Raw genomic sequence first — 20872 nt, 5'->3', positions numbered from 1 at the left:
GTTTTTAGAGATTGAAAAATGGTTTCGCATAAGTGCGGAATCGTTTTTGGGGATTGGAAAATGGTTTCGCACGAGTGCGGAATCGTTTTTGAGGATTGGAAAATGGTTTCGCATAAGTGCGGAATCGTTTTTGAGGATTGAAAAATGGTTTCGCACGAGTGCGGAATCGTTTTTGGGAATTAAAAAATGGTTTCGCACGAGTGCGGAAGCTATTTTCAATGAGTTAAAAGGGTATTTCGTATTTACTCCTACTCTTAGAAGAGCCGAATAATCTTTTCGGAAAAATAAATTCAAAATAGCTTCCAGGCTATCTAATACCTGTTGGAAAAGGCAAAGGAGTAGCGTGGAAGTTGGGAGGAATGGAAAGTATTTTCAAGGGCATGTTAGCTGCGAAAAGATGTTAAATAGACAAGGAAGGAAGTCAAAAAGACAAGTAGATATAGGAACGTATTTTCTATTTTTGCACGCATAAAATAAAAAATAGTTTACGGAAAAGAACGTGTAATATGCTTAAAATAGGATTGGATATAGGGTCGACTACGGCCAAGGGCGTGGTGCTCGATGAGGCAGGTCGTATACTCTTTTCGAAATATAAACGACATAATGCCAGGGCAAAGGAAGCCATTGTTGAATTTCTTTTGGATGTATGCCAGCAGTGTGGCGACGAGCCGAGTGTACTTCGGATAACAGGTTCCGTAGGTATGGGTGTTTCCGAACGGTGTGCTTTACTATTTGTGCAGGAGGTAGTGGCGGCTGCCCGTGCGATTCGGCAAGATTATCCTTCGGTACGGTCGATGATAGATATTGGAGGAGAAGATGCCAAGGTGGTCTTTTTCCGGGATGGAGAGGCGACCGATTTGCGCATGAATGGAAATTGTGCAGGTGGAACGGGTGCATTTATCGACCAGATGGCTATTATCTTAGGCGTAGATGTAGACGAATTGAACCGATTGGCATTGCAGGCAGATCAAGTATATCCGATTGCTTCGCGTTGTGGCGTGTTTTGCAAGACGGATATCCAGAATCTGATAGCCAAGAACGTGAGCCGGGCCAATGTGGCAGCTTCGATATTTCATGCAGTGGCCGTGCAAACCGTTGTGACCTTGGCGCATGGATGTGATATAGAGACGCCGTTACTGTTCTGTGGCGGACCGTTGAGCTTCATCCCGGCGCTTCGGAAGGCTTTTTGCGAATACCTTGCGCTCGACGAATCGGCTATTATTCAGCCTGAGAACGGGACGTTGCTCCCGGCTACCGGAGCGGCATGGACCGACCTAGAAGAAGGGGAAGCGCCTATACGGTTGTCTGAACTCATCGCACGTATCCAGACACGTATGAGTTCGGTCTCCGTGGTAAGTGGATTGGCTCCTATCTTTGAAAATGCGGAAGCCTATGCGGCATGGAAAAAACGGATGTCTGGTATGGAATTAAAACGGTTCCCGTTGCAAGCTGGTGTACAAGAGGTATTTTTAGGTATCGATTCCGGTTCGACTACGACGAAGATAGTGCTTCTGGACCATCAGTCGCGCCTGCTTTATTCTTATTATAATATAAATGGAGGAAATCCGATACAGGCAGTGGAAGAGGGCTTAAAAGCGTTGCAAACGGAATGCGAACGCAAGGGAGCGTATTTATTTGTCAAAGGCAGTTGTTCGACAGGTTACGGCGAGGACCTTATCAAGGCTGCTTTCCAACTGAACAACGGTATTATAGAAACTATTGCACACTATCGGGCGGCGCAGTATCTGGACCGTGCGGTGTCGTTTATCCTTGATATAGGCGGGCAAGATATGAAAGCTATCTTTGTGGACCAGGGTGTTATCGATCGGATTGAAATCAACGAAGCTTGTTCTTCGGGATGCGGTTCGTTTATCGAGACATTTGCCAAATCGCTTGGTTATACGGCTCACGAATTTGCGGAATTGGCTTGCCAATCCCAGCATCCGTGCGATTTGGGAACACGCTGTACGGTCTTTATGAATTCGAAAGTGAAACAGGTCTTGCGCGAAGGGGCAACGGTAAATGACATGGCTGCCGGTTTAGCCTATTCCGTCGTGAAGAACTGCCTTTATAAAGTATTGAAGTTAAAGAATACGGAGGAGCTGGGTACGCATATTGTCGTGCAAGGCGGAACCATGCGGAACGATGCCGTGGTACGTGCCATTGAGCAACTCACGGGCGCAGAGGTTTCCCGTTGCGACCATCCTGAGCTGATGGGGGCCTTTGGTTGTGCGCTTTATGCGATGGAACATGCCGCAAAAGAGGCGGTTCCTTTGGTGGATATGATTCAGAAAGCCGATTATACGTCTCGTTTGGTTCATTGTAAGGGATGTGATAATCAGTGCATGGTTGTTCGTTATCAGTTTGCCAACGGGAAGCTCTATTTTTCAGGGAATCGGTGCGAACGTGTCTTTACGAATGGAGAGAAAAGCCTCCAGAAGGGTGTCAATGCTTATCGTGAAAAGAATGAACTGTTGTTTCATCGAACCTCTTCCGCAGCGGCATCGACCAAGCTACGGATGGGTATTCCCCGTTGTCTGAATATGTATGAGGATTATCCTTTTTGGCATACGCTTTTTACAGAATGTGGTATGGAAGTGTGCCTCTCCGGTGTGTCGAATTTCGGGAACTATGAACGCTCGGCGCGGATGGTAATGTCGGATAATATCTGTTTTCCTGCTAAATTGGTGCATAGTCATATTCAAGATTTGGTAGAAAAACGGGTAGACCGTATCTATATGCCTTTTGTCGTGTATGAGCGGAAAGAGGCGAAGAACCTCAACAGTTACAATTGTCCGGTGGTAACGGGTTATTCGGAGGTAGTCAAGAACGTACAAATAAAAGATACGCCGTTTGATTCTCCTGTGATTTCGTTTAAAGAGAAGAAAGCTCTTTTCAAACAGTGCATGGAATATTTGCAAGGATTGGGCATCGGTAAGGATACGATTCGAAAGGCGTTTGTACGTGCTGAAGAGGAACAAAATCAATACGAACGTGCGATGGTTCAGCGTTGCCGGAATATCTATGGTGCTGCGGTGGAGGCGGGTAGACCTGTGATTCTGTTGGCAGGACGTCCCTATCATAGCGATCCGCTTATCCAGAACAAGGTGGGCGACATGATTGCTGATATGGGTATGGATGTCATTACGGAAGACATCGCTCGTTACGATGCGTATGCCACTACCGATGTTCATTTCGTAGACCAGTGGGCGTATCCGAATCAAATCCTCCGTGCGGCGCAATGGTGCATTGCGCAAGGACGAGAAGTACAATTCGTCTGGATGACTTCGTTTGGTTGCGGGCCGGATGCTTTCCTTATGGATGAAATCCGCGATTTGCTTTTGCGGCATCATCGGACCTTGACAATCCTGAAGCTGGATGATATTAATAATGTAGGCTCCATGAAACTTCGCGTCCGTTCGCTGGTCGAGAGCTTGAAGCTGGCTCCGGCGGAGGAGTCTGCCGGCCCAGAGAAGGCTTTTGTGCAGGTACCGCCTTTCGACGAACGCTATCGGCATCGGAAAATCCTGATTCCTTTCTTCACGCCATTCCTCTCCCCGTTGTTGCCTGCGATTTTGCATGTGGCAGGGTATGAGGGCGAGAATTTGCCGTTGAGCGACCTTTCTTCCTGTGATTGGGGACTAAAATATGCTAACAACGAGATTTGTTATCCGGCTACCCTGATTGTAGGTGATATCATCAAGGCGTTCAAGAGCGGGCGTTACGATCCGAACCAGGTGGCTATTGCCATTACGCAGACGGGCGGACAGTGTCGTGCCACGAATTATTATACGCTTATCCAAAAGGCGTTGGTAGACGCGGGTTATACGGATGTCCCCGTGATTTCCATCTCGCTGTCCGACCAGCTTCGGAATTACCAGCCGGCCTTCCGGGCGAACTGGATGAAGCTGATGCCGCTGGCGCTTCATTTGGTACTTTATAGCGACTGTATGGCCAAGTTCTATTATGCTTCCGTCGTGCGCGAACGGGAGAGAGGACGGGCAGCTGCTTTGCGCGACAAGTATCTGCAAGCGGGTGCGATTGCCGTGGCCAACCAGCGTGCGGACCAGTTGATGGCTCTTCTCCGGCAGGCGGCGGACGAGTTCGACCGGATTTGCGAGGATCGTATGCTTCCGAAGGTAGGTATCGTTGGGGAGATTTACCTCAAGTTCAATCCCTTTGCGCAGAAGCATGTGACGGATTGGTTCATCGGGCAGGGCGTCGAGGTGGTGCCTCCTATTATGAGCAGCTTCTTCTTGCAGAACTTTGTCAACCGGCAGACAAACACGCAATCGCATTTGCGCGAGAAGAACTGGACGGACCTCCTGGCATTGCCGGTCTATCAGCTGGTGAAGCGGCAAATCCGGAAAGTGAACCGTATCGCTTCCCGCTTCCGCTACTTCATGCCTTTCCACGACATCTTCGAGGAGGCCGAGCAGGCACGTGCGGTGGTTTCCCTCCATGCCCAGTTTGGCGAAGGTTGGTTGCTTCCGGCCGAGATTGTCTCTTATGCGCGGCAGGGCGTGCACCACGTCGTGAGCCTCCAGCCCTTTGGTTGCATTGCAAACCATATCGTGGCGAAGGGTGTCGAGAAGCGCATCAAGCGGTTGTATCCGGAGATGAATCTTCTTTCGCTCGATTTCGATAGTGGCGTGAGCGAGGTGAACGTCACCAACCGCCTCCTGCTTTTCCTCGACCGGGTGCGGGCGGAAGTGGCTTGGTAGTCTGGCTGGAGTAAAAAATAGTGCTATCTTTGCACCGTTAAATAAATGGGGAATATGTATAGATGGCTTTATATTATAATAGGTATATTACTCGCGGCTTGTAATCCGTATGAGAAAGATATCAAGCAGTGGAAACAACGGGTGGAGCAGGCAGAAGCGGCATGGCCGGCTGCCCCGTCGGAGGCGCGTGCCCTGCTGGATAGTGTGAAGAATCCCGTGTTATTATCAGACGAGTGGCTGACGCGCTATTGTGTTTTGGCGTGCCAGTTGGCGGATTCCATCGGGTCGCCTCTTCCGTATGAAGAAGACCTCGACCGCGCCCTCTATTATTTGGAGCAGCATGGTTCTTTGCTCGAACAGGCGCGGATGGGCTTCTATTGGGGGCGTGCGTTGCAGGAAGAGGGACTTTATCGCCCGGCCTTGAATGCCTTTAAGGAAGCGGAAATGCGAAGCCGCGAGGCGGAGGATTGGCATCTGACTGCTCGTGTTTGTCGGTATATCGGGGATTTATATCATGAACAAGCAGATTATGTTTCGGCAAAAAATAAATATAGAGAGGCATTGACCCTGTTTGAACAAACAGATGATGATTATCAAATTGGTTTTGCTTGGTGGGATTTAGGAAGGGAATATTCTGCATTGGATTCTTTTGATTTGGCATTGACTTGTATGTTCCGTGCCGATTCGATTATTCAACAACGGAAAGATTCAGCCGATATGGCCACTATATATAATGGTATAGGGAATGTATATGCAATCCGAGGAGATTTTGAGAACGCGAAGGCTTATTTCTTCCGCTCGCTTGCTTACGATACGGGGGATTCCGTGCCTACTTGCTCGGCATTAGGGCGTCTTTATTTGCAACAAGACAGTCTGGAGAAAGCCGAATATTATTTGCGAAAGGCGCAGGGACCCACTTTCAATCCAGATACGCACGAAGAACTTCTATACCATTTTGCTGAATTGGAATGGAAGAAGGGAAATCTGGAGGCGGCATTGAAATATATGAAAAAGTATATCCAATTATGGGAAGAATATATCATCTGGTTAAAGAATACCAATTTGGCGGAAGCCGAGAATCTATTCGACAAAAGGCAGATGGTGGCAGAGATTGTACGTTTGCAAGCCAGAATTGAACGAAATGGGGGCATTATTGTGGCTTCTATAATAGGAATGGCTATTTTGGTTTGTTTTGTTATCTGGTATCGTCGTCGGATGAAACAGCAACAAAAGGAACTTCATCTTCAGTTGCAAGAGAAAGAGCAATTGGAGCAGGAACTTGCTTTGAAAAAGGAAGAAAAAGAAAACATTGCGCGTCGTTTGAAAGAAGGCGAACAGCAAATACAAGAGTTGAAAACGACTCAGCAACGCATGAAACAGGAGCAAGAACAGTTGATAGCGGATATGTCTGCCAAAACGAAACAAGAGCAGGAAGAGTTCGAACGGAAATTGGCAGAGAAGGATGAGGCATTGAACCGTATCGCGAATAAGTTGGAGGAAATGACGCAGCATGACCAGGAATTGGCGAAAGACTACGCTTTGATTCAAGATGAGCTTGAGGCTGGAAATAACCGGATAAAGGAATTGAACCAACACATGATGGAGGATAGCGCCATTTGCCGAAAAGTAAGAAGGCTGGCCAAACTGTCGGATAAAGGCCAAACGGCGTCGCTTTCAGAAAAGGATATAGCGGAATTGCAGAAGATCATCAATAAGGTGTATCCTAAATTCTCGGTATTATTGGAACAGGCTGGCTTGATACCTTCGGAATATCCTTATTGTTGCTTAGCATTCTTTGAACTGACCACCAGCCAAGAGGCGACTTTGCTGAACGTTTCCATCAATACCGTCCACGTATGCCATACACGCATCCGTTCCAAATTCCGTTTCCCAAAGACAGAGGGACCTATTTTGAAGTATTTTATGGATAGGTTGTAATATTCCTGTTATTAAGTGCATTACAACGGCTCTGTATTGTATGTTGTATTGTAAATAAATTTCTGCCATGCCCTTTTCGTGCTGATTCTCAAATTAGTATGAAAATGGTATGTATTGTAGTCTTTGCCCCTTATTTCCCTATTATTTCATTCAAAAGTAAGACCTTTGACCCGGTTTTTAAAAGCAATGACAAATAACAAATGAAAGTAAAGTTTTTTCAAGCATTGGCAGTCGCGATAGCACTGCTTATTGCGTTTCCCGCTTTTGCGGCGAAAAAGATTATGTGGGATGGATTTTGGAAGAAACCTTCTAAACCGCGTAGTATCGAGATCCCTATTATAGGGAATATAGACGAGACTACTGAGACACTGACGTTGGATTTCCAAAGTGACTTAGGTGACGTAGTAGTATCTATTACGGACGCGAGTGGTAACGTGGTTTATCAGGAATCGGTACAGACCGACGTAACGCCAAGCGTAACTATTTCCTTGGAAGGCTTGGATGCTAATGGCGGTACAGTTTCGGTAACGGATGGGGAGAATTTAATCTATGGTTTAATTAATTTATAATTCTAATTTAAGTAGAAATGAAAGTGTTAAAGTATGTAGCTATTACTGCAATAGCTGGATTTATGGCTTCGTGTACAAATGAAGCGATGGTAGAAGAGGTACAAACGTCAAGCTTGAATCTAACAACAAGAGGTATTACTGATCCGGTTGGTGTACAAGATGTAGCTGAATTGATGTCTGTAGTGGATATAAATGATGCTATTATGCAGGAAGTGAAAGCAGGTGTCGATCGTTCTTTAAAATATGGCATGGGAGAGACTTTCCGTTTTAATGATATATTAAAACCTGAGGAAAGCAAATTAATTCGGACAATAGAAATAACTCGTTCACTTTCTAATGAATTAAGAAAAGCTTATTTAAGTATCAAGTCAACAAAGAAAGTAAAATTAGCTGATGTGGAGTTTTTTACAGAATTGGCTAATGGGAATTTAATGATTAGATGGCCATATTCCCAAAATTGGAATGGCATAGATAAGCCTACCATAGGATTTGCTTCGGAAGATGGTTATACCTTATATAAACCTGTTCAACAGTCAGATGGTACATTCTTTATAGAAGAAAAGGAAGTGACGGATGAGTATATAAAGGAAAATCCTATTTGGGTTATCGCTGAAAGTGATTTGAGTTATGATGAAATTCCTAATTTTGAAAATGGGGAGTTTTATAATAAAGATAGTGTTTTCTTTTATAGTAAGTATGCTGTAAAAAAGTTGAAAGAAAAATCTCCGAAGTTGGCACAGAAAGGATTATATATAGTTAATATTTTATTTAAAGAGCACTACGAAGGTGGTTTAGCAGGAGCAGGAGAGTTTGATTTCTATTGGCAATCTGTTCCTGGAGGAATTGGAAACTCGAAAAAAATTATGCATACTTCTTCATCTGGTATAATTGATGATATTCAACAAATTGATTTGCAAGTTAAGTCGGAATGGCTTAGAAATGAACGCAGTAATGGACTAGTAGTCCTTGAAAAAGATGGAGGAAAAAATAAGACTGGCATACAAGTATTGCAATATTCAAAAGCAGATTTTGGAGGTGAGCAAAACATAGAAGTTTCTTTTCCGTATGAGAAAAAGGACGAGTTTATATTAAATCACATTTGGGGATGGGGATCGTTTTTAGACGAAAATAATATAGCATTAGATGGAACCCCGAAAAAATATTATGGAAAGGATAATCATTTTTGGATCACATTTAAATATTATGAATAATCTATGTATCTGAAACGTTTCTGTATAATGGTAGCTATCTTTTGGGTAGCTACTATCTCAACCTTCGCCCAAGGACGGAAAGTTGAGTTTATGCCAAGAGCCGGTTTTTCTGTACTTAAAAATTATGGAGGTCGGACAGATGGAGGATATAATATTGGAGGCATGGTTTCCGTGCCATTGGCGGAACGTTTTTCCATTAGTGTGGCTCCTTCGTTCAATTCGGTGGGTGGACAAGACAATCGGTTTAGCGCATTGTTATTCCCTGTTTATGCTTCTTACCGTGTGCCGATTCAAGATATAGATTTGCATTTCCACATAGGCCCACATGGACAATTAGGCGATCAATATGATTTGGGTGTTTCTGCCGAAGTAGGTCTGGAATATAGGAAATGGTATCTTGGCGGATATGCTTTTCAGAATTTGGTCACATTGGATAACGTGGATGCCTTCTTTGGCGTTTCGTTGGGATATAAGTTTAAATAAGAAAAAAATCTACTATCGAGTAAGGGTTTTTCTCTAGTTCCGTGTCTTAGGAGCAGAAACATTTAAATGAATAGTACAATGAAAAAGTTATTGATGTTATCTGCGGTAGCGATGGCTGCCCTGTTCGCTTCGTGCGACGATGAGGAGGTGATAGATTATAGTGCTTCTTATCCTTTAAAGGCTGCTCATTTTTATGAGGATGAGGGTGGGGATATGATTGTTTTCTATCCGCGTGAGTCCGTATTCAACTACCAGTGGCACGATACTTCGGCTATGGGTTTGACGGGAAAGTTGAAATATGAGTACAAGGTTCCTCGCTTTATAATGACAGATACTTGTAGCCATCCACATATCTTGAAATATGCTCCGGTCTCTATCTTGATTAAGGATTCGGTGAATCTGGAAATGACTTATCGCGATGGCTCTGTCAGAGGATTCCATGGAGACCCGACGGAACTTTGGTGGAATAGGGAGTAAGCATCCTAAAACGAAATAATAGAAACCTTCTAAACCGCTCTTCCCGCGAGTGGCAGCGAGGGGCGCGAGAGAGTAGGGGAAAGGAACGCTAAGGAGTCTCCGGAAATGATACTAAGGAGTGTGTCTCGACAACTCTTAAGAGTTAGGCTCGGAAACTCTTAAGAGTCGCAATCGGAAACTCTTAAGAGTTACAGCCGGCAACTCTTAAGAGTCGTGGACACCCCTTTCGGGAGAATTTAACAAGTATTGATTATCAGTTATTTATAAATATAGTATTAACAAACAAAAAAAGGAAGAGCCATGAAATACAAAATGGTTAAAAGAAGGAATCCGATGGATCCCGACGCGCCACAGAAGTGGTATGCCAGTCCGATGAACGACGACCCGGAAGATGTGAAAGAGATGGCCGAGAATGCCACCGAGAACACGACGACCGCGCCGATTGAACTGGAAGCAGCCTTGGATTTGGTCAAGAAGTATGGTATCAAGAAGCTCCGCAAGGGCGAGAGTTTCCGCCTGGGCGACATGGGCACGCTACGCATCACGTTCCGGAGCGAGGGGCTTGAAAATCTGGAAAGCGTACTGAATCCCAGCCAGTTGATACACGACATCCGCATCTCCTTCACGCCTTCGAAAGATTTCCGCGAGAAGGTGGTGAACAACATCACGTTCGAGAACGGCGGCGTGCTGGATGAAGGCATCAACTACGCCTCGCTGACGGACTACCGCCGCAAGATGGGCATCCCCGAACCAAGCGGCGAACCGGGCGTGACGGGCGTCTTGGACCTGAAGACGCAGAAGACGGACGGGACGCTGACGCGCGGACAGATGGCCAAGTTCACCGGCAACGGGCTTCTCCTGGTGGGCGCGGACGGAACCAGCCCGGGAGCCATCGACTTCTACCGGTCGGATACTCCGGATATGTCCGTAGAAACGGTCACGATATTCGGGTATAACACCGACACCGAGGTGGTCTTTGTGGTGCCTATCGACCTGACGGAAGGCAAATACCGCGTGAAGCTCACCACCTATTATAGTGGCGGCGACGAACCCCTGGAGGAGCCGCGCGTGATAGAATGCCCGGAAGTGACGCTGGTATAAACGAGCCGCCCGGACTTGCCAGATTCGGACATTATACGTACTTTTGCTGGGGTTTGCCGGACCCCTTTCCCCTGCCTCGCGGGGCACGGCGGAGAGGAACCCGGCAAACCCCTTTTTCGTGCTGAAACATAAATGTAACACTTGTTTCATCTGACAGAAACATCCAAGTTGTTTCTTTGCACGGAAATAAAGCAAATAGTAGTAACTTAAAAAACATAGATTCCGATGGCAAAACAAACACCGCGCATCTTGGTCGTAGACGACGAAGAGGACTTGTGCGAAATCTTGAAATTCAACTTAGAGACAGAAGGATACGAAGTAGATACGGCATTCAGCGGGGAAGAGGCCCTCACGCGGGACTTGACGCAATACGACCTCCTGCTGCTCGATGTCATGATGGGCGAAATCTCCGGATTCAAGCTGGCCAGTCTGCTCCGGAAAGAGGAAAAGACGGCGCATCTGCCCATTATCTTCCTGACCGCCAAAGATACGGAAAACGACATGCTGACGGGGTTCAACTTAGGCGCAGACGACTACATCTCGAAACCCTTCTCCATCCGGCAAGTGCAGGCCCGCGTGAAAGCCGTATTGCGCCGTAGCCTGGAGCAGAAGAAAGGGACAACAGGGAACATCTTGCAATACAAAACGCTCCAGCTGGATACGGAGCGCATCAAAGCGATCATCGACGGAAACGAGATTGCGCTCACCAAGAAAGAGTTTGAGATCCTGAAGCTTTTACTCGAGAACATCAACCATGTCTTCTCGCGCGAAGAAATCCTTTCCCGCGTATGGAAAGACGAAGTGTATGTGCTGGACCGTACGATAGATGTCAATATCACCCGTTTGCGCAAGAAAATAGGAGAATACGGAAAGAACATTGTAACCCGTTTGGGATTTGGTTATTGCTTTGAAGGATAGGTGCTATGATGATGATGGCAAGGAGGATTGAAAAAGAGTTTCGCAACAGCCGCATACCGTTTAGTCAGCGGCTGTTTTGGTCTATATTTTTTATATTTCTCGGCTTCACGGGATGCCTGTTCCTGTTTCAATACCAGCGGGAGACGGAGTTCGCGCAAGAGAAACTGGATACCATCCTGAAAACCTACAACTACCAGCTCCACTACCGGCTCCGGCACGAAGGGACGCAGCATGTCGACAGTATCATTCAGCAGTTCCTCGACGAAGTACCGCAGCGAGACATCCGCGTGACGATCATCAGCCCCAAAGGCGAAGTGCTGTTCGACAACAGCGGAAACGACATCTATACGAACCACAACGACCGTTCGGAGGTGCAAAAGGCGCGGCACGACCAGAAGAGCTTCAGTATCCGCGATTCGAAGACGACAGGCAAACGCTATTTCTATTCCGCCTCCGACATCAATGACTACATCTACCGGATGGCCATTCCCTATAACCCGTATGTAAAAGGTATTTTGGCCATCAACAAGGATTTTATCTATTTCATGACCTTGATGGTGGTGATATTCTTCTTTGTCCTTTCCCGTTTCACGCTGAGCATCGGGCAGACCATCGCCAAATTGCGGGACTTTGCCAGCAATATCCGAAACGTCAAGCAAGACGACGAGGAATATGTATTCCCCAACGACGAGCTGGGCGATATCTCCAAGCAAATCATCACCCTCTACCATAAGCAACAAAAGGCCAAGAACGAACTGGCTACCGAACGCGAGAAGCTCATCAAGCACTTCCAATATTCGCGCGAAGGATTCGCCATGTTTGCCGACGACGGACGCGAAATCCTTTCGAATATCCTGTATATCCAATTTGCCAATGTGATTTCGGATACAGATATCCATGCACCGGAAGAGGTATTGGATATCCCGGAACTGCAACCCATCCGCCATTTCCTGGAGGCGCATCGCAACAAGCCGCTCCGGCGAGTCTTGCGCGAGACATGCACCATCGACAAAGGAGGAAAGATATTCCTGGTGGAATGTATGCTGTTCCTCAACAATAGTTACGAGATATCCATCAACGATATATCCCGCCAGGAAGAAGAAAACCGCGTCAAACGGCAATTGACGCAAAACGTAGCGCATGAACTTAAGACACCGGTCAGCAGCATACAGGGGTATCTGGAAACCATCCTCAATACGCCCAATCTCCCGGAAGACAAACGTCATTTCTTCCTCGAACGGTGTTATTCGCAGAGCACGCGGCTGACCGGATTGCTGCAAGACATCTCCGTCTTGAACCGGATGGACGAAGCCGGAGACCTTTTCGACCTCACCGATGTGAATCTCTATCAGTTGGTGCGCGAAATCGAACGGGAATGTACGCAAAAGATGGAAGAGAAGCACATCACGTGTCTCGTCCACATGCCTGAAAATGCGACTATCCATGGAAATCATTCGCTCTTATATTCCATTTTCCGGAACTTGTTCGACAATACGATAGCTTATGCCGGCGAACAGGTACAGATATCGGTCAATTGCTACAAGGAAGACGACCGTTTCTATTATTTTAATTACTCGGACAATGGAGTAGGTGTGGAGGAACAACACATCAATCGCATCTTCGAGCGTTTCTACCGCGTGGACAAGGGACGGAGCCGCAAGCTGGGCGGGACAGGTCTGGGGCTTTCCATCGTCAAGAATGCCGTCATCTTCCATAAAGGCCAAATATCTGCCAAAAGCACACCCGGGAAAGGAATTACTTTCCTGTTTACTTTGAAGAAGAAACTCTGAAGAATTGCCGGTTTTTCCGCACTTTTTACTACCTTTGCCGCTAATTGTAACGGATAAGGTAAATTATAATATAAGAAGTCTATGTTTGACAATCTGAGTGAACGTCTCGAACGTTCGTTTAAATTGCTGAAGGGTGAGGGAAGAATCACCGAGATTAATGTCGCAGAAACCTTAAAAGACGTGCGCCGCGCATTGCTCGATGCGGATGTCAACTACAAGGTGGCCAAGACATTTACCGATAAAGTGAAGGAAAAAGCCTTGGGGCAAAACGTGTTGACCTCTGTCAAGCCGAGCCAGTTGATGGTGAAAATCGTGCACGATGAGCTGGCGGAACTCATGGGTGGAACGGCAGCCGACCTGAAACTCGAGAAACGCCCTGCTGTTATCTTGATGTCGGGTTTGCAAGGTTCGGGTAAAACAACGTTCTCGGGTAAATTGGCGAATATGCTCCGGACGAAGAAGAACCGGAAGCCGTTGCTCGTGGCGTGCGACGTGTATCGTCCGGCTGCTATCGAACAGCTACGTGTGTTGGGCGAACAAATCAACGTCCCGGTATATCGCGAGGACGAAAATAAGAATCCGGTAGAGATTGCGCAACATGCCATCGCTGAAGCCAAGGCGAAAGGATATGATTTGGTTATTGTCGATACGGCCGGGCGTTTGGCTATCGACGAGCAAATGATGCAAGAGATTGCAGCCATCAAGGCGGCTATCCAACCCGACGAAACCCTCTTCGTGGTGGATGCCATGACAGGACAAGATGCTGTCAATACAGCGAAAGAATTTAACGAACGGCTGGATTTCGACGGCGTAGTGCTGACGAAGCTCGACGGTGATACCCGAGGCGGTGCGGCTCTTTCCATCCGGACAGTCGTAGACAAACCTATCAAGTTCGTCGGGACGGGCGAAAAGATGGATGCGCTGGATATCTTCCATCCGGAACGTATGGCAGACCGTATCTTGGGCATGGGTGATATTGTTTCGTTGGTGGAACGTGCGCAAGAACAATATGACGAGGAAGAGGCACGTCGCTTGCAGAAGAAGATTGCCAAAAACCAATTCGACTTTAACGATTTTATCGCGCAGATACAACAAATCAAAAAGATGGGTAACTTGAAGGAACTGGCTTCCATGATTCCGGGCGTCGGGAAGGCATTGAAAGATGTGGATATTGACGATAACGCCTTTAAGAGCATCGAGGCGATTATTTATTCGATGACACCGGCCGAACGGACGAATCCAGCTATCCTCAATGGTTCGCGCCGCCAGCGTATTGCCAAAGGAAGCGGTACTTCGATTCAAGAAGTGAACAAGTTGCTCAAGCAGTTCGACGAAACGCGCAAAATGATGCGTCTCTTGACGACTGCTAAACCGGGCGCGCGCAAATTCCCGATGATGCCCAACTTTAAAAGATAAATTAAATTCATTGCACCATGGAATATAAATTGATTGATGGAAAAGCAACCGCGGCTCAAATCAAACAAGAGTTGGCGGAAGAAGTGGCGAAGATAAAGGCTGAAGGTGGGAAAATCCCACATCTGGCGGCCATTTTGGTGGGTCACGACGGGGGAAGCGAAACCTATGTGGCCAACAAAGTACGTACCTGCGAGGAGATTGGTTTTAAATCGTCGCTTATCCGTTTCGAGGCGGACGTGACAGAAGAGGAATTGCTCCGTAAGGTAGATGAATTGAACAACGACCCGGATGTGGATGGTTTTATCGTCCAGCTTCCGTTGCCGAAGCATATTTCAGAACAGAAAATCATTGAGGCTATCGATTACCGTAAGGATGTGGATGGTTTCCATCCTATCAACGTCGGACGGATGTCTATCGGATTGCCCTGTTTTGTCTCGGCGACTCCGGCAGGTATTTTGGAGCTTATTCGCCGTTATGGTATCGAGACGCAAGGGAAGCATTGCGTTGTCTTGGGGCGTAGTAACATTGTAGGTAAACCGATGGCGTCGCTTATGTTGCAAAAGGCCTATCCGGGTGATTGTACTGTGACGGTTTGCCATAGCCGCTCGAAGAATTTAGTTGAGATGTGCCGTCAGGCGGACATTATTATTGTAGCGCTCGGTGTGCCTGAGTTCCTGAAAGGCGATATGGTAAAGGAGGGTGCTGTGGTTATCGACGTGGGTACGACCCGTGTCCCGGATGCGACGCGTAAGTCTGGTTTCCGGTTGTGCGGCGATGTAAAATTCGATGAGGTAGCTCCGAAATGTTCTTATATCAGTCCTGTACCTGGTGGTGTGGGACCGATGACCATCATTTCACTCATGCGCAATACGCTCTTGGCGGGTCAGAAGGCCATTTATGCGGATTGATACGTGAAAGACTGGCATAGGCAGAGGAAGGTGTTTCATAATGGGTATATGGCACACTGAACACAGATGCGACAAGATGATCACAGATTTATTTAATTATAAATCAATAAAAAGAATCTGCGATCATCTGTTAAATCTGCGTCATCTGTGTGCCATTTTCTATTTTGACACAGCTCCTTGCCTTCAAACCATAAAAAGAAATAGATATGACAACACTCGAACTGCAAGCATGGAAGAACCTATTGGCTGAAAGCATCCTCCAGACAGACGATATCCATCTGTTGAAGGCGATTGAAACGCTGATTAAAAAGGAAAGGAAACCGCTCGTCCCGCCTTGCCAATACACCGTGGAAGAATTGAGGGAGCGCGTAAGGCAATCTTTGCGGGACATTGAAAATGGGAATACGCAAGATATAAACGAAGTGCTTAAAGAAATGGAAACATGGTGAAAATAGAAATTACTGCTGAAGCTAAAATGGAACTTCGGCAAATATGCAATACTGGGCTATGAAAACGTTTTCGTTTAGGAGTGGACAAAAACTTTCCTCCATCTGGGATTGCCGCAACAATCCTGAATTACTAAAGAATAGATTTTCCAAATAATTCCTTTCCAAGCAACCATATGGGTGCTTTCTGGTTGTTAATGGCATATATCTGAAAAATTTCGTGTACTTTTGAAGAAAATTTAATCATACAGAGCGTTGCATTGAAAAAGAAACGTTACCTTTGCACTTGTCGACGGGAGAAATCGTCGGCTTAAAGAAAGCGTTTTTTGCTTTATCCTAAACATCGAAATCGCCAATTTCAAGAAGAAGGATGAAGACAATGTGACGCTCATTCTGTATTTGTATATGTACGAATACGCATCGGTCGTATTCCGTATCATTATACTTATCGGCGTGAGAATATTGTTTCTTCGTTCATTTCTTCAAGGCGTTTGGCGATGCCCGATGTTTGATGAACAGCAGGACAAGTCTCACGCTTTTTTATGTTAAGTTGTTAGCCTGGAGTTTGGAGGCTTGGAAGGGCACAAATTGTATTTGCTGTTATGAGTATCCAAAAAGGAGTCTTAAAGTCTTATGATTTTAAAACTGGGTTATTATTATTGTTAATAATATCTATGTTTTCGTGTAAAGAAGCTACTAATGAGGAAAAAATAAAAAGGAATCCTCAATCTGCTTATCAAATAATGAATTCATATGCTAAAAACAAAAACTGGAATAAATTTGCTGTTATAGGTTCAATAGATACTTATAATTACGTATATAAGCGCGAGGAGAATATTTATGCGCAAGTAGGCAATATTAATACTTATGTGGGTATAATTGATCTTAAAAATGATAAAAATAGAGAGTGTCTATTAGAAAATAGTGTATCTGAGTATATGAATTCAGTACAAACCATAAAGAAATCTACAGATGGTAGAACAATAGCATTGCTTTCGAAGAAAAATGATGCCACATTAATCGTAACATCAAAGGCTGATAGTTCTTTATATGCGGTATATTATGATTATAAATTTGGTAAATTTCAAGATAAAGGATTTACGTTAGATGGTACCAAATATAAATTGAATAATATCGAATTTATAAGTTCAATATATATAGATGAAGATGGAAATAAAATTTTTGGTGATATATTTAATGAGAAAGGCGAATTTTTAGGTAAAGTAGAAGATGTTTTTTCTACAACATAAAGCACAAGGAATTTTGTGGATAAAATAAAAGATGAAATTATAAAAAAGGAATTAGAAAAGGAAATCGTTTCTATTTGGGAGAGTTTTGTAAGTGTTAGTGATTTGGCTGACGAAGGGGCACAAAATGCAATGAGATTTAATGATAAATATAGGCATCGTACAATAAAATTGAAAGGAACTGTTTTGGATGTGGATGAACCGTGGTTATCTGGTTACAAATATCGTGTAAAAATGAGTGGATGTACTATTTTGGCAAATGATAGATCGGTATTAGAACTTAATAAGGGAGAAGTTGGGTATATTATAGGTACATGTACGAACTTTGACAGTAATTCTTATGCTATTAATGTGGTAGATGGAAGAGCTTTAGTTGGTACTTATCTTGGAAGAATGGCTGGAGAATCATTGCGAGAATCTGGTCGTGTAGATGATATAATTAAAGAAAATGAAGATTATACACTTTATATGTTTGGAACACTTGAAAATCCTTTTGTTGATAATGTACAAAGTAAAAGTACTCAGAAAAAACTGAAAGATGATCTATCGAAAAATGATAATAATGGGCAAGTTCTTGAAAAGAAAATAGAGGGAAAAGGACATATCGGAAAATACCATATTGAAATGTCTTTTAGCTGTATAAATAATAAAATTTCTGGGCGATATAAATACGAAGGTCATACCAATTATATGACTATAAAGGGTGAAATGAAAGATAATGGGGATTTTACATTTTCTGAATATAATGAGAAGGATGAATGTTTTGGTACTTTTACAGGTCATGCAGATTTTGAACAGCAAAAATTGTCGGGTGTTTGGATTAATGGAGAAACTCAATTGAATTTCGAAGTTAGTAGTGAAGCAAAAGATAGAGCAAATATGAACAGTGAATATCAATCTGAACTTAAAGATTTAATTGTTTATTGGAACGAATTACATACTGATAAATTGATAAGTTCAACTTCATTAGAATGTTTATATGATGCGGAAGTTTTATTCTATGGACAAACGTTGTCTTCTAAAGATTGTGTTTCGCGAATTATTTCGATAATGAAAAAGTATGATAGTTTTTCTCAAACTTTGGAAGGCGATATACAATATACGAAAATAGATAATAATACAGTTCGTTGCGATTTCATAAAACGAGTAGAAACAAATGGAAAATATACCAATTATTCGGCTTATCTAATTTTCAAAAAGGAAGGTAATGATTGGTCTATTATAACAGAAAGTGATGCGCAAACGGATGCTTATTTTGAACGAAATAAATAATCTATATAAATGGTTTATATTATGAAAACAAGTAATTCTTCTAATTGGGCTTTAATGTTGTCTAAGACCGTATTAACAGTAGTTTTTTCTTTATGTTTTTTCTGTTTATCGGCAGAGGAGTATAAAGTTACTATTAAAGCTGGTAAATTAAAATCAGCATTGAAAGGAAAAGAAGATGTGACGAAATTAACAATTTCAGGTAAAATGAATGGTTCTGATTTTTTGTATATTCGGGAACTTTCCACTTTGCTAGAATTGGATTTGACAAATGTCTCTATTGTCTCAGGAGGAAAAGCTTATTTAGAAAAAAAATTATCACAGAGAGAAAGAATGGATTTTAGGGATAATTTGAGGAATAAAGATGCATTGTCAACTCTGATTCTTTTAGGCAAATCCGGTTTTTCCGAAAATAAAAAATACAAAGTAACGGAAGCAGATGTATTACCTGATTTTGTATTTTCAGGAAAATCCAATCTTCAGAAAATTGTATTGCCAAAAGGATTGGTTAAAGTGAAGCAATATGCTTTGGGCACAAACAATAATAATCTTGTCGTACAATTTACGTCCCAGAATCCTCCTCAAATAGAAACGCAATTATTAGATGCAAATACAAATACAGATTCTGTAGATGACATTTTGAATAAATCTTCTTCAGATAAAATGATAAAAGATTATTTTAGTATCAAATCTACATCTAAAAATAATCCATATGCTATATGGAATAAAGTGATTGTTCCTGCCAATCGTTACAGTGCATACAAATCGCAGCTTGATGAACGTTTGTATGAATCTATGGTAAAAGATAATGCGCCATCAGAATATACAATTTCTTTGGATGATAAACATTTGAAGAGTGAATTAGACGGAGGATATTCGTTTGTAAAAAGATTGACATTAAGCGGTAATATGAATATGCGTGATTTGCAAATATTATCGCAATTATCGAATTTGCGTTATCTGGATATGCGTGATGTAGTAATAAAAGATGATAATTTCAGTACGTGGTTGTCTGAAATCTCAAAAAGGGATATCGGAAACTTGTTGGATGATATAGATAAATATGCAAAATCTTCTGGATTAATATCTCTGAATGATACGATAAGTTATTATTCTATTTTGAAGAATGTAATATCTGTCGATAGTAGTTTTTTGAGTTTGATGAAAGAGAAAAAAGTTTTATTGTCTTCTTTGTCGGATTTGAAAAGTAAAAAGACTAATTTGCCGAAAGAAAAAAAGAAAGCTGAAGATGAACAAGGACAGAGAGCCTTTTTAGCACTCTTGTTGGGAATGAGTGATGATGTATTGGAAAAGCAATATGAGCATGAAGAAATTTCAACAATGGATTATATAAGCAATAAGATGTTTGGGTCGGCTTTGAAAGAAGAATTGGAAAAGGAAATGCAGCAAAGCGATTTGACAGATCCTAATGTGTATGCTCGTATTTCAAATGAAATTGATAAGGGGATAGCTGTTTGTAAACAGCAAATAGAACAGTTAGAAACAAGAATACAGCCTATAGAAAACAAGATTAGAACGCAATTGGAAGATTTTCATAATACCATAAACGAGGGTTCAATTATTCCATCGCGTACTTTTGTCGGATTGTGGCATTTGCAAAAGGTAATTCTCCCTTTAAATACTGTACTTATTGGAGATCATGCCTTTATGGATTGTACCGAGGCAATGGAAGTAGAAGTGAATTCGGATGTAATACAGTTAGGGGTTATGAAAAATTGAATGGAAACTGTCCAAGAAAGCAGGAATTCTATCAACGGTCTATTTGGATGTTGTCAGGATTCAGTAAAATGAGAAAGAACGAGGTGAAAATCAACACGAAAAGTAGCCTCGTTTTTTTCTTACCAATTTTTTCTCCTTTTTTCTTGCCTATTTTAAATTAATGTATAACTTTGCGGATGTTGCAAAGGGGTTTGCAAAGTTGCCGCAATTTGCAGGAGGTCTGCAAAGGGGTTTGCAAAGTTGCCGCAATTTGCAGAAGGTCTGCAAAGGGGTTTGCAAAGTTGCCGCAATTTGCAGGAGGTCTGCAAAGGGGTTTGCAAAGTTGCCGCAATTTGCAGGAGGTCTGCAAAGGGGTTTGCAAGGTTGTTCGCGACTTGTGGGGACGTTGCAAAGGGGTTTGTAAGGTTGCTGCAATTTGTAAGAAGTTTGCAAAGGGGTTTGCAAGGCGAATGAAATTTGTTTTATGTTTAAAATAGGAAAAGGTATGAATGAGAAAGAAATTAACGAACAATTTGGTTTTTCGTATGCTCGCAATGCCGAGCATTACCAGGTGCACAGCGACATTTTGTCGAAAGTGACGGCCGAGATTGCGGCCAAGTATGGTTTTACCGCGTTGCATACGGATTATGCGGGAT

Annotated in this window: 15 protein-coding genes; all 15 read left to right on the top strand. The window is 43.5% G+C overall.

Annotated features, from left to right (window positions below; translation table 11 throughout):
- Nucleotides 1-506: 506 nt before the first annotated feature.
- The 15 genes from B5F77_RS12630 to B5F77_RS12560 all read left to right on the top strand — a co-directional run bounded on the left by B5F77_RS12630 (nt 507) and on the right by B5F77_RS12560 (nt 20237).
- Complete coding sequence (locus B5F77_RS12630) at nt 507-4724, top strand: acyl-CoA dehydratase activase (RefSeq protein WP_087331294.1); 4218 nt, start codon at nt 507-509, stop codon at nt 4722-4724.
- Nucleotides 4725-4778: 54 nt separating this feature from the next.
- Nucleotides 4779-6662: a hypothetical protein gene (locus B5F77_RS12625; RefSeq protein ID WP_087331292.1), complete on the top strand. Its 1884-nt coding sequence runs from the start codon at nt 4779-4781 to the stop codon at nt 6660-6662.
- Nucleotides 6663-6862: 200 nt separating this feature from the next.
- Nucleotides 6863-7231, top strand: coding sequence for a DUF3244 domain-containing protein (locus tag B5F77_RS12620; RefSeq protein ID WP_087331290.1), 369 nt, complete (start codon nt 6863-6865; stop codon nt 7229-7231).
- Between the two features lie 17 nt (nt 7232-7248).
- A complete protein-coding gene (locus tag B5F77_RS12615; protein WP_087331288.1) occupies nt 7249-8442 on the top strand; it encodes a hypothetical protein in 1194 nt (397 codons plus the stop codon).
- 27 nt (nt 8443-8469) lie between these two features.
- Entirely contained in the window at nt 8470-8925 is a 456-nt protein-coding gene (locus B5F77_RS12610; protein ID WP_140392880.1) for a hypothetical protein, read from the top strand.
- Nucleotides 8926-9003: 78 nt separating this feature from the next.
- A complete protein-coding gene (locus B5F77_RS12605; RefSeq protein ID WP_140392879.1) occupies nt 9004-9402 on the top strand; it encodes a hypothetical protein in 399 nt (132 codons plus the stop codon).
- Between the two features lie 300 nt (nt 9403-9702).
- The gene (locus B5F77_RS12600; RefSeq protein WP_087331282.1) at nt 9703-10503 is read left to right on the top strand and encodes a DUF4469 domain-containing protein; all 801 of its coding nucleotides are present in this window, start codon (nt 9703-9705) and stop codon (nt 10501-10503) included.
- Nucleotides 10504-10728: 225 nt separating this feature from the next.
- Nucleotides 10729-11421, top strand: coding sequence for a response regulator transcription factor (locus B5F77_RS12595; RefSeq protein ID WP_087331280.1), 693 nt, complete (start codon nt 10729-10731; stop codon nt 11419-11421).
- 5 nt (nt 11422-11426) lie between these two features.
- The gene (locus B5F77_RS12590; RefSeq protein WP_239446347.1) at nt 11427-13211 is read left to right on the top strand and encodes an ATP-binding protein; all 1785 of its coding nucleotides are present in this window, start codon (nt 11427-11429) and stop codon (nt 13209-13211) included.
- Between the two features lie 81 nt (nt 13212-13292).
- Entirely contained in the window at nt 13293-14627 is a 1335-nt protein-coding gene (gene ffh, locus B5F77_RS12585; RefSeq protein ID WP_087331278.1) for a signal recognition particle protein, read from the top strand.
- A 17-nt stretch (nt 14628-14644) separates the two neighbouring features.
- Complete coding sequence (gene folD / locus B5F77_RS12580) at nt 14645-15535, top strand: bifunctional methylenetetrahydrofolate dehydrogenase/methenyltetrahydrofolate cyclohydrolase FolD (RefSeq protein WP_087331277.1); 891 nt, start codon at nt 14645-14647, stop codon at nt 15533-15535.
- A gap of 206 nt (nt 15536-15741) precedes the next feature.
- Nucleotides 15742-15984 carry a hypothetical protein gene (locus B5F77_RS12575; RefSeq protein ID WP_087331275.1) on the top strand — a complete coding sequence of 81 codons (243 nt, stop codon included), beginning with the start codon at nt 15742-15744 and terminating at the stop codon, nt 15982-15984.
- Nucleotides 15985-16583: 599 nt separating this feature from the next.
- Nucleotides 16584-17231 (top strand): hypothetical protein, encoded by a 648-nt coding sequence (locus B5F77_RS12570; protein WP_087331273.1) that lies wholly within the window; start codon nt 16584-16586, stop codon nt 17229-17231.
- 15 nt (nt 17232-17246) lie between these two features.
- A complete protein-coding gene (locus tag B5F77_RS12565; RefSeq protein WP_087331271.1) occupies nt 17247-18500 on the top strand; it encodes a hypothetical protein in 1254 nt (417 codons plus the stop codon).
- A gap of 21 nt (nt 18501-18521) precedes the next feature.
- Nucleotides 18522-20237 (top strand): leucine-rich repeat protein, encoded by a 1716-nt coding sequence (locus B5F77_RS12560; RefSeq protein ID WP_162607999.1) that lies wholly within the window; start codon nt 18522-18524, stop codon nt 20235-20237.
- Nucleotides 20238-20872: the final 635 nt, after the last annotated feature.

It is taken from the genome of Parabacteroides sp. An277 (assembly GCF_002159645.1).
Lineage (GTDB): Bacteria > Bacteroidota > Bacteroidia > Bacteroidales > Tannerellaceae > Parabacteroides.
The sequence above is the reverse complement of the archived record's forward strand: the minus strand, read 5'-3'. Positions and strand labels throughout refer to the sequence as shown.

Coding starts and splice junctions, on each gene's coding strand:
- B5F77_RS12600 (WP_087331282.1), top strand. CDS start 9,703: ATGAAATACAAAATGGTTAAAAGAAGGAATCCGATGGATCCCGACGCG.
- B5F77_RS12570 (WP_087331273.1), top strand. CDS start 16,584: ATGAGTATCCAAAAAGGAGTCTTAAAGTCTTATGATTTTAAAACTGGG.
- ffh (WP_087331278.1), top strand. CDS start 13,293: ATGTTTGACAATCTGAGTGAACGTCTCGAACGTTCGTTTAAATTGCTG.
- B5F77_RS12605 (WP_140392879.1), top strand. CDS start 9,004: ATGAAAAAGTTATTGATGTTATCTGCGGTAGCGATGGCTGCCCTGTTC.
- B5F77_RS12620 (WP_087331290.1), top strand. CDS start 6,863: ATGAAAGTAAAGTTTTTTCAAGCATTGGCAGTCGCGATAGCACTGCTT.
- B5F77_RS12590 (WP_239446347.1), top strand. CDS start 11,427: ATGATGATGATGGCAAGGAGGATTGAAAAAGAGTTTCGCAACAGCCGC.
- B5F77_RS12595 (WP_087331280.1), top strand. CDS start 10,729: ATGGCAAAACAAACACCGCGCATCTTGGTCGTAGACGACGAAGAGGAC.
- B5F77_RS12615 (WP_087331288.1), top strand. CDS start 7,249: ATGAAAGTGTTAAAGTATGTAGCTATTACTGCAATAGCTGGATTTATG.
- B5F77_RS12630 (WP_087331294.1), top strand. CDS start 507: ATGCTTAAAATAGGATTGGATATAGGGTCGACTACGGCCAAGGGCGTG.
- B5F77_RS12575 (WP_087331275.1), top strand. CDS start 15,742: ATGACAACACTCGAACTGCAAGCATGGAAGAACCTATTGGCTGAAAGC.
- folD (WP_087331277.1), top strand. CDS start 14,645: ATGGAATATAAATTGATTGATGGAAAAGCAACCGCGGCTCAAATCAAA.
- B5F77_RS12610 (WP_140392880.1), top strand. CDS start 8,470: ATGGTAGCTATCTTTTGGGTAGCTACTATCTCAACCTTCGCCCAAGGA.
- B5F77_RS12625 (WP_087331292.1), top strand. CDS start 4,779: ATGTATAGATGGCTTTATATTATAATAGGTATATTACTCGCGGCTTGT.
- B5F77_RS12560 (WP_162607999.1), top strand. CDS start 18,522: ATGAAAACAAGTAATTCTTCTAATTGGGCTTTAATGTTGTCTAAGACC.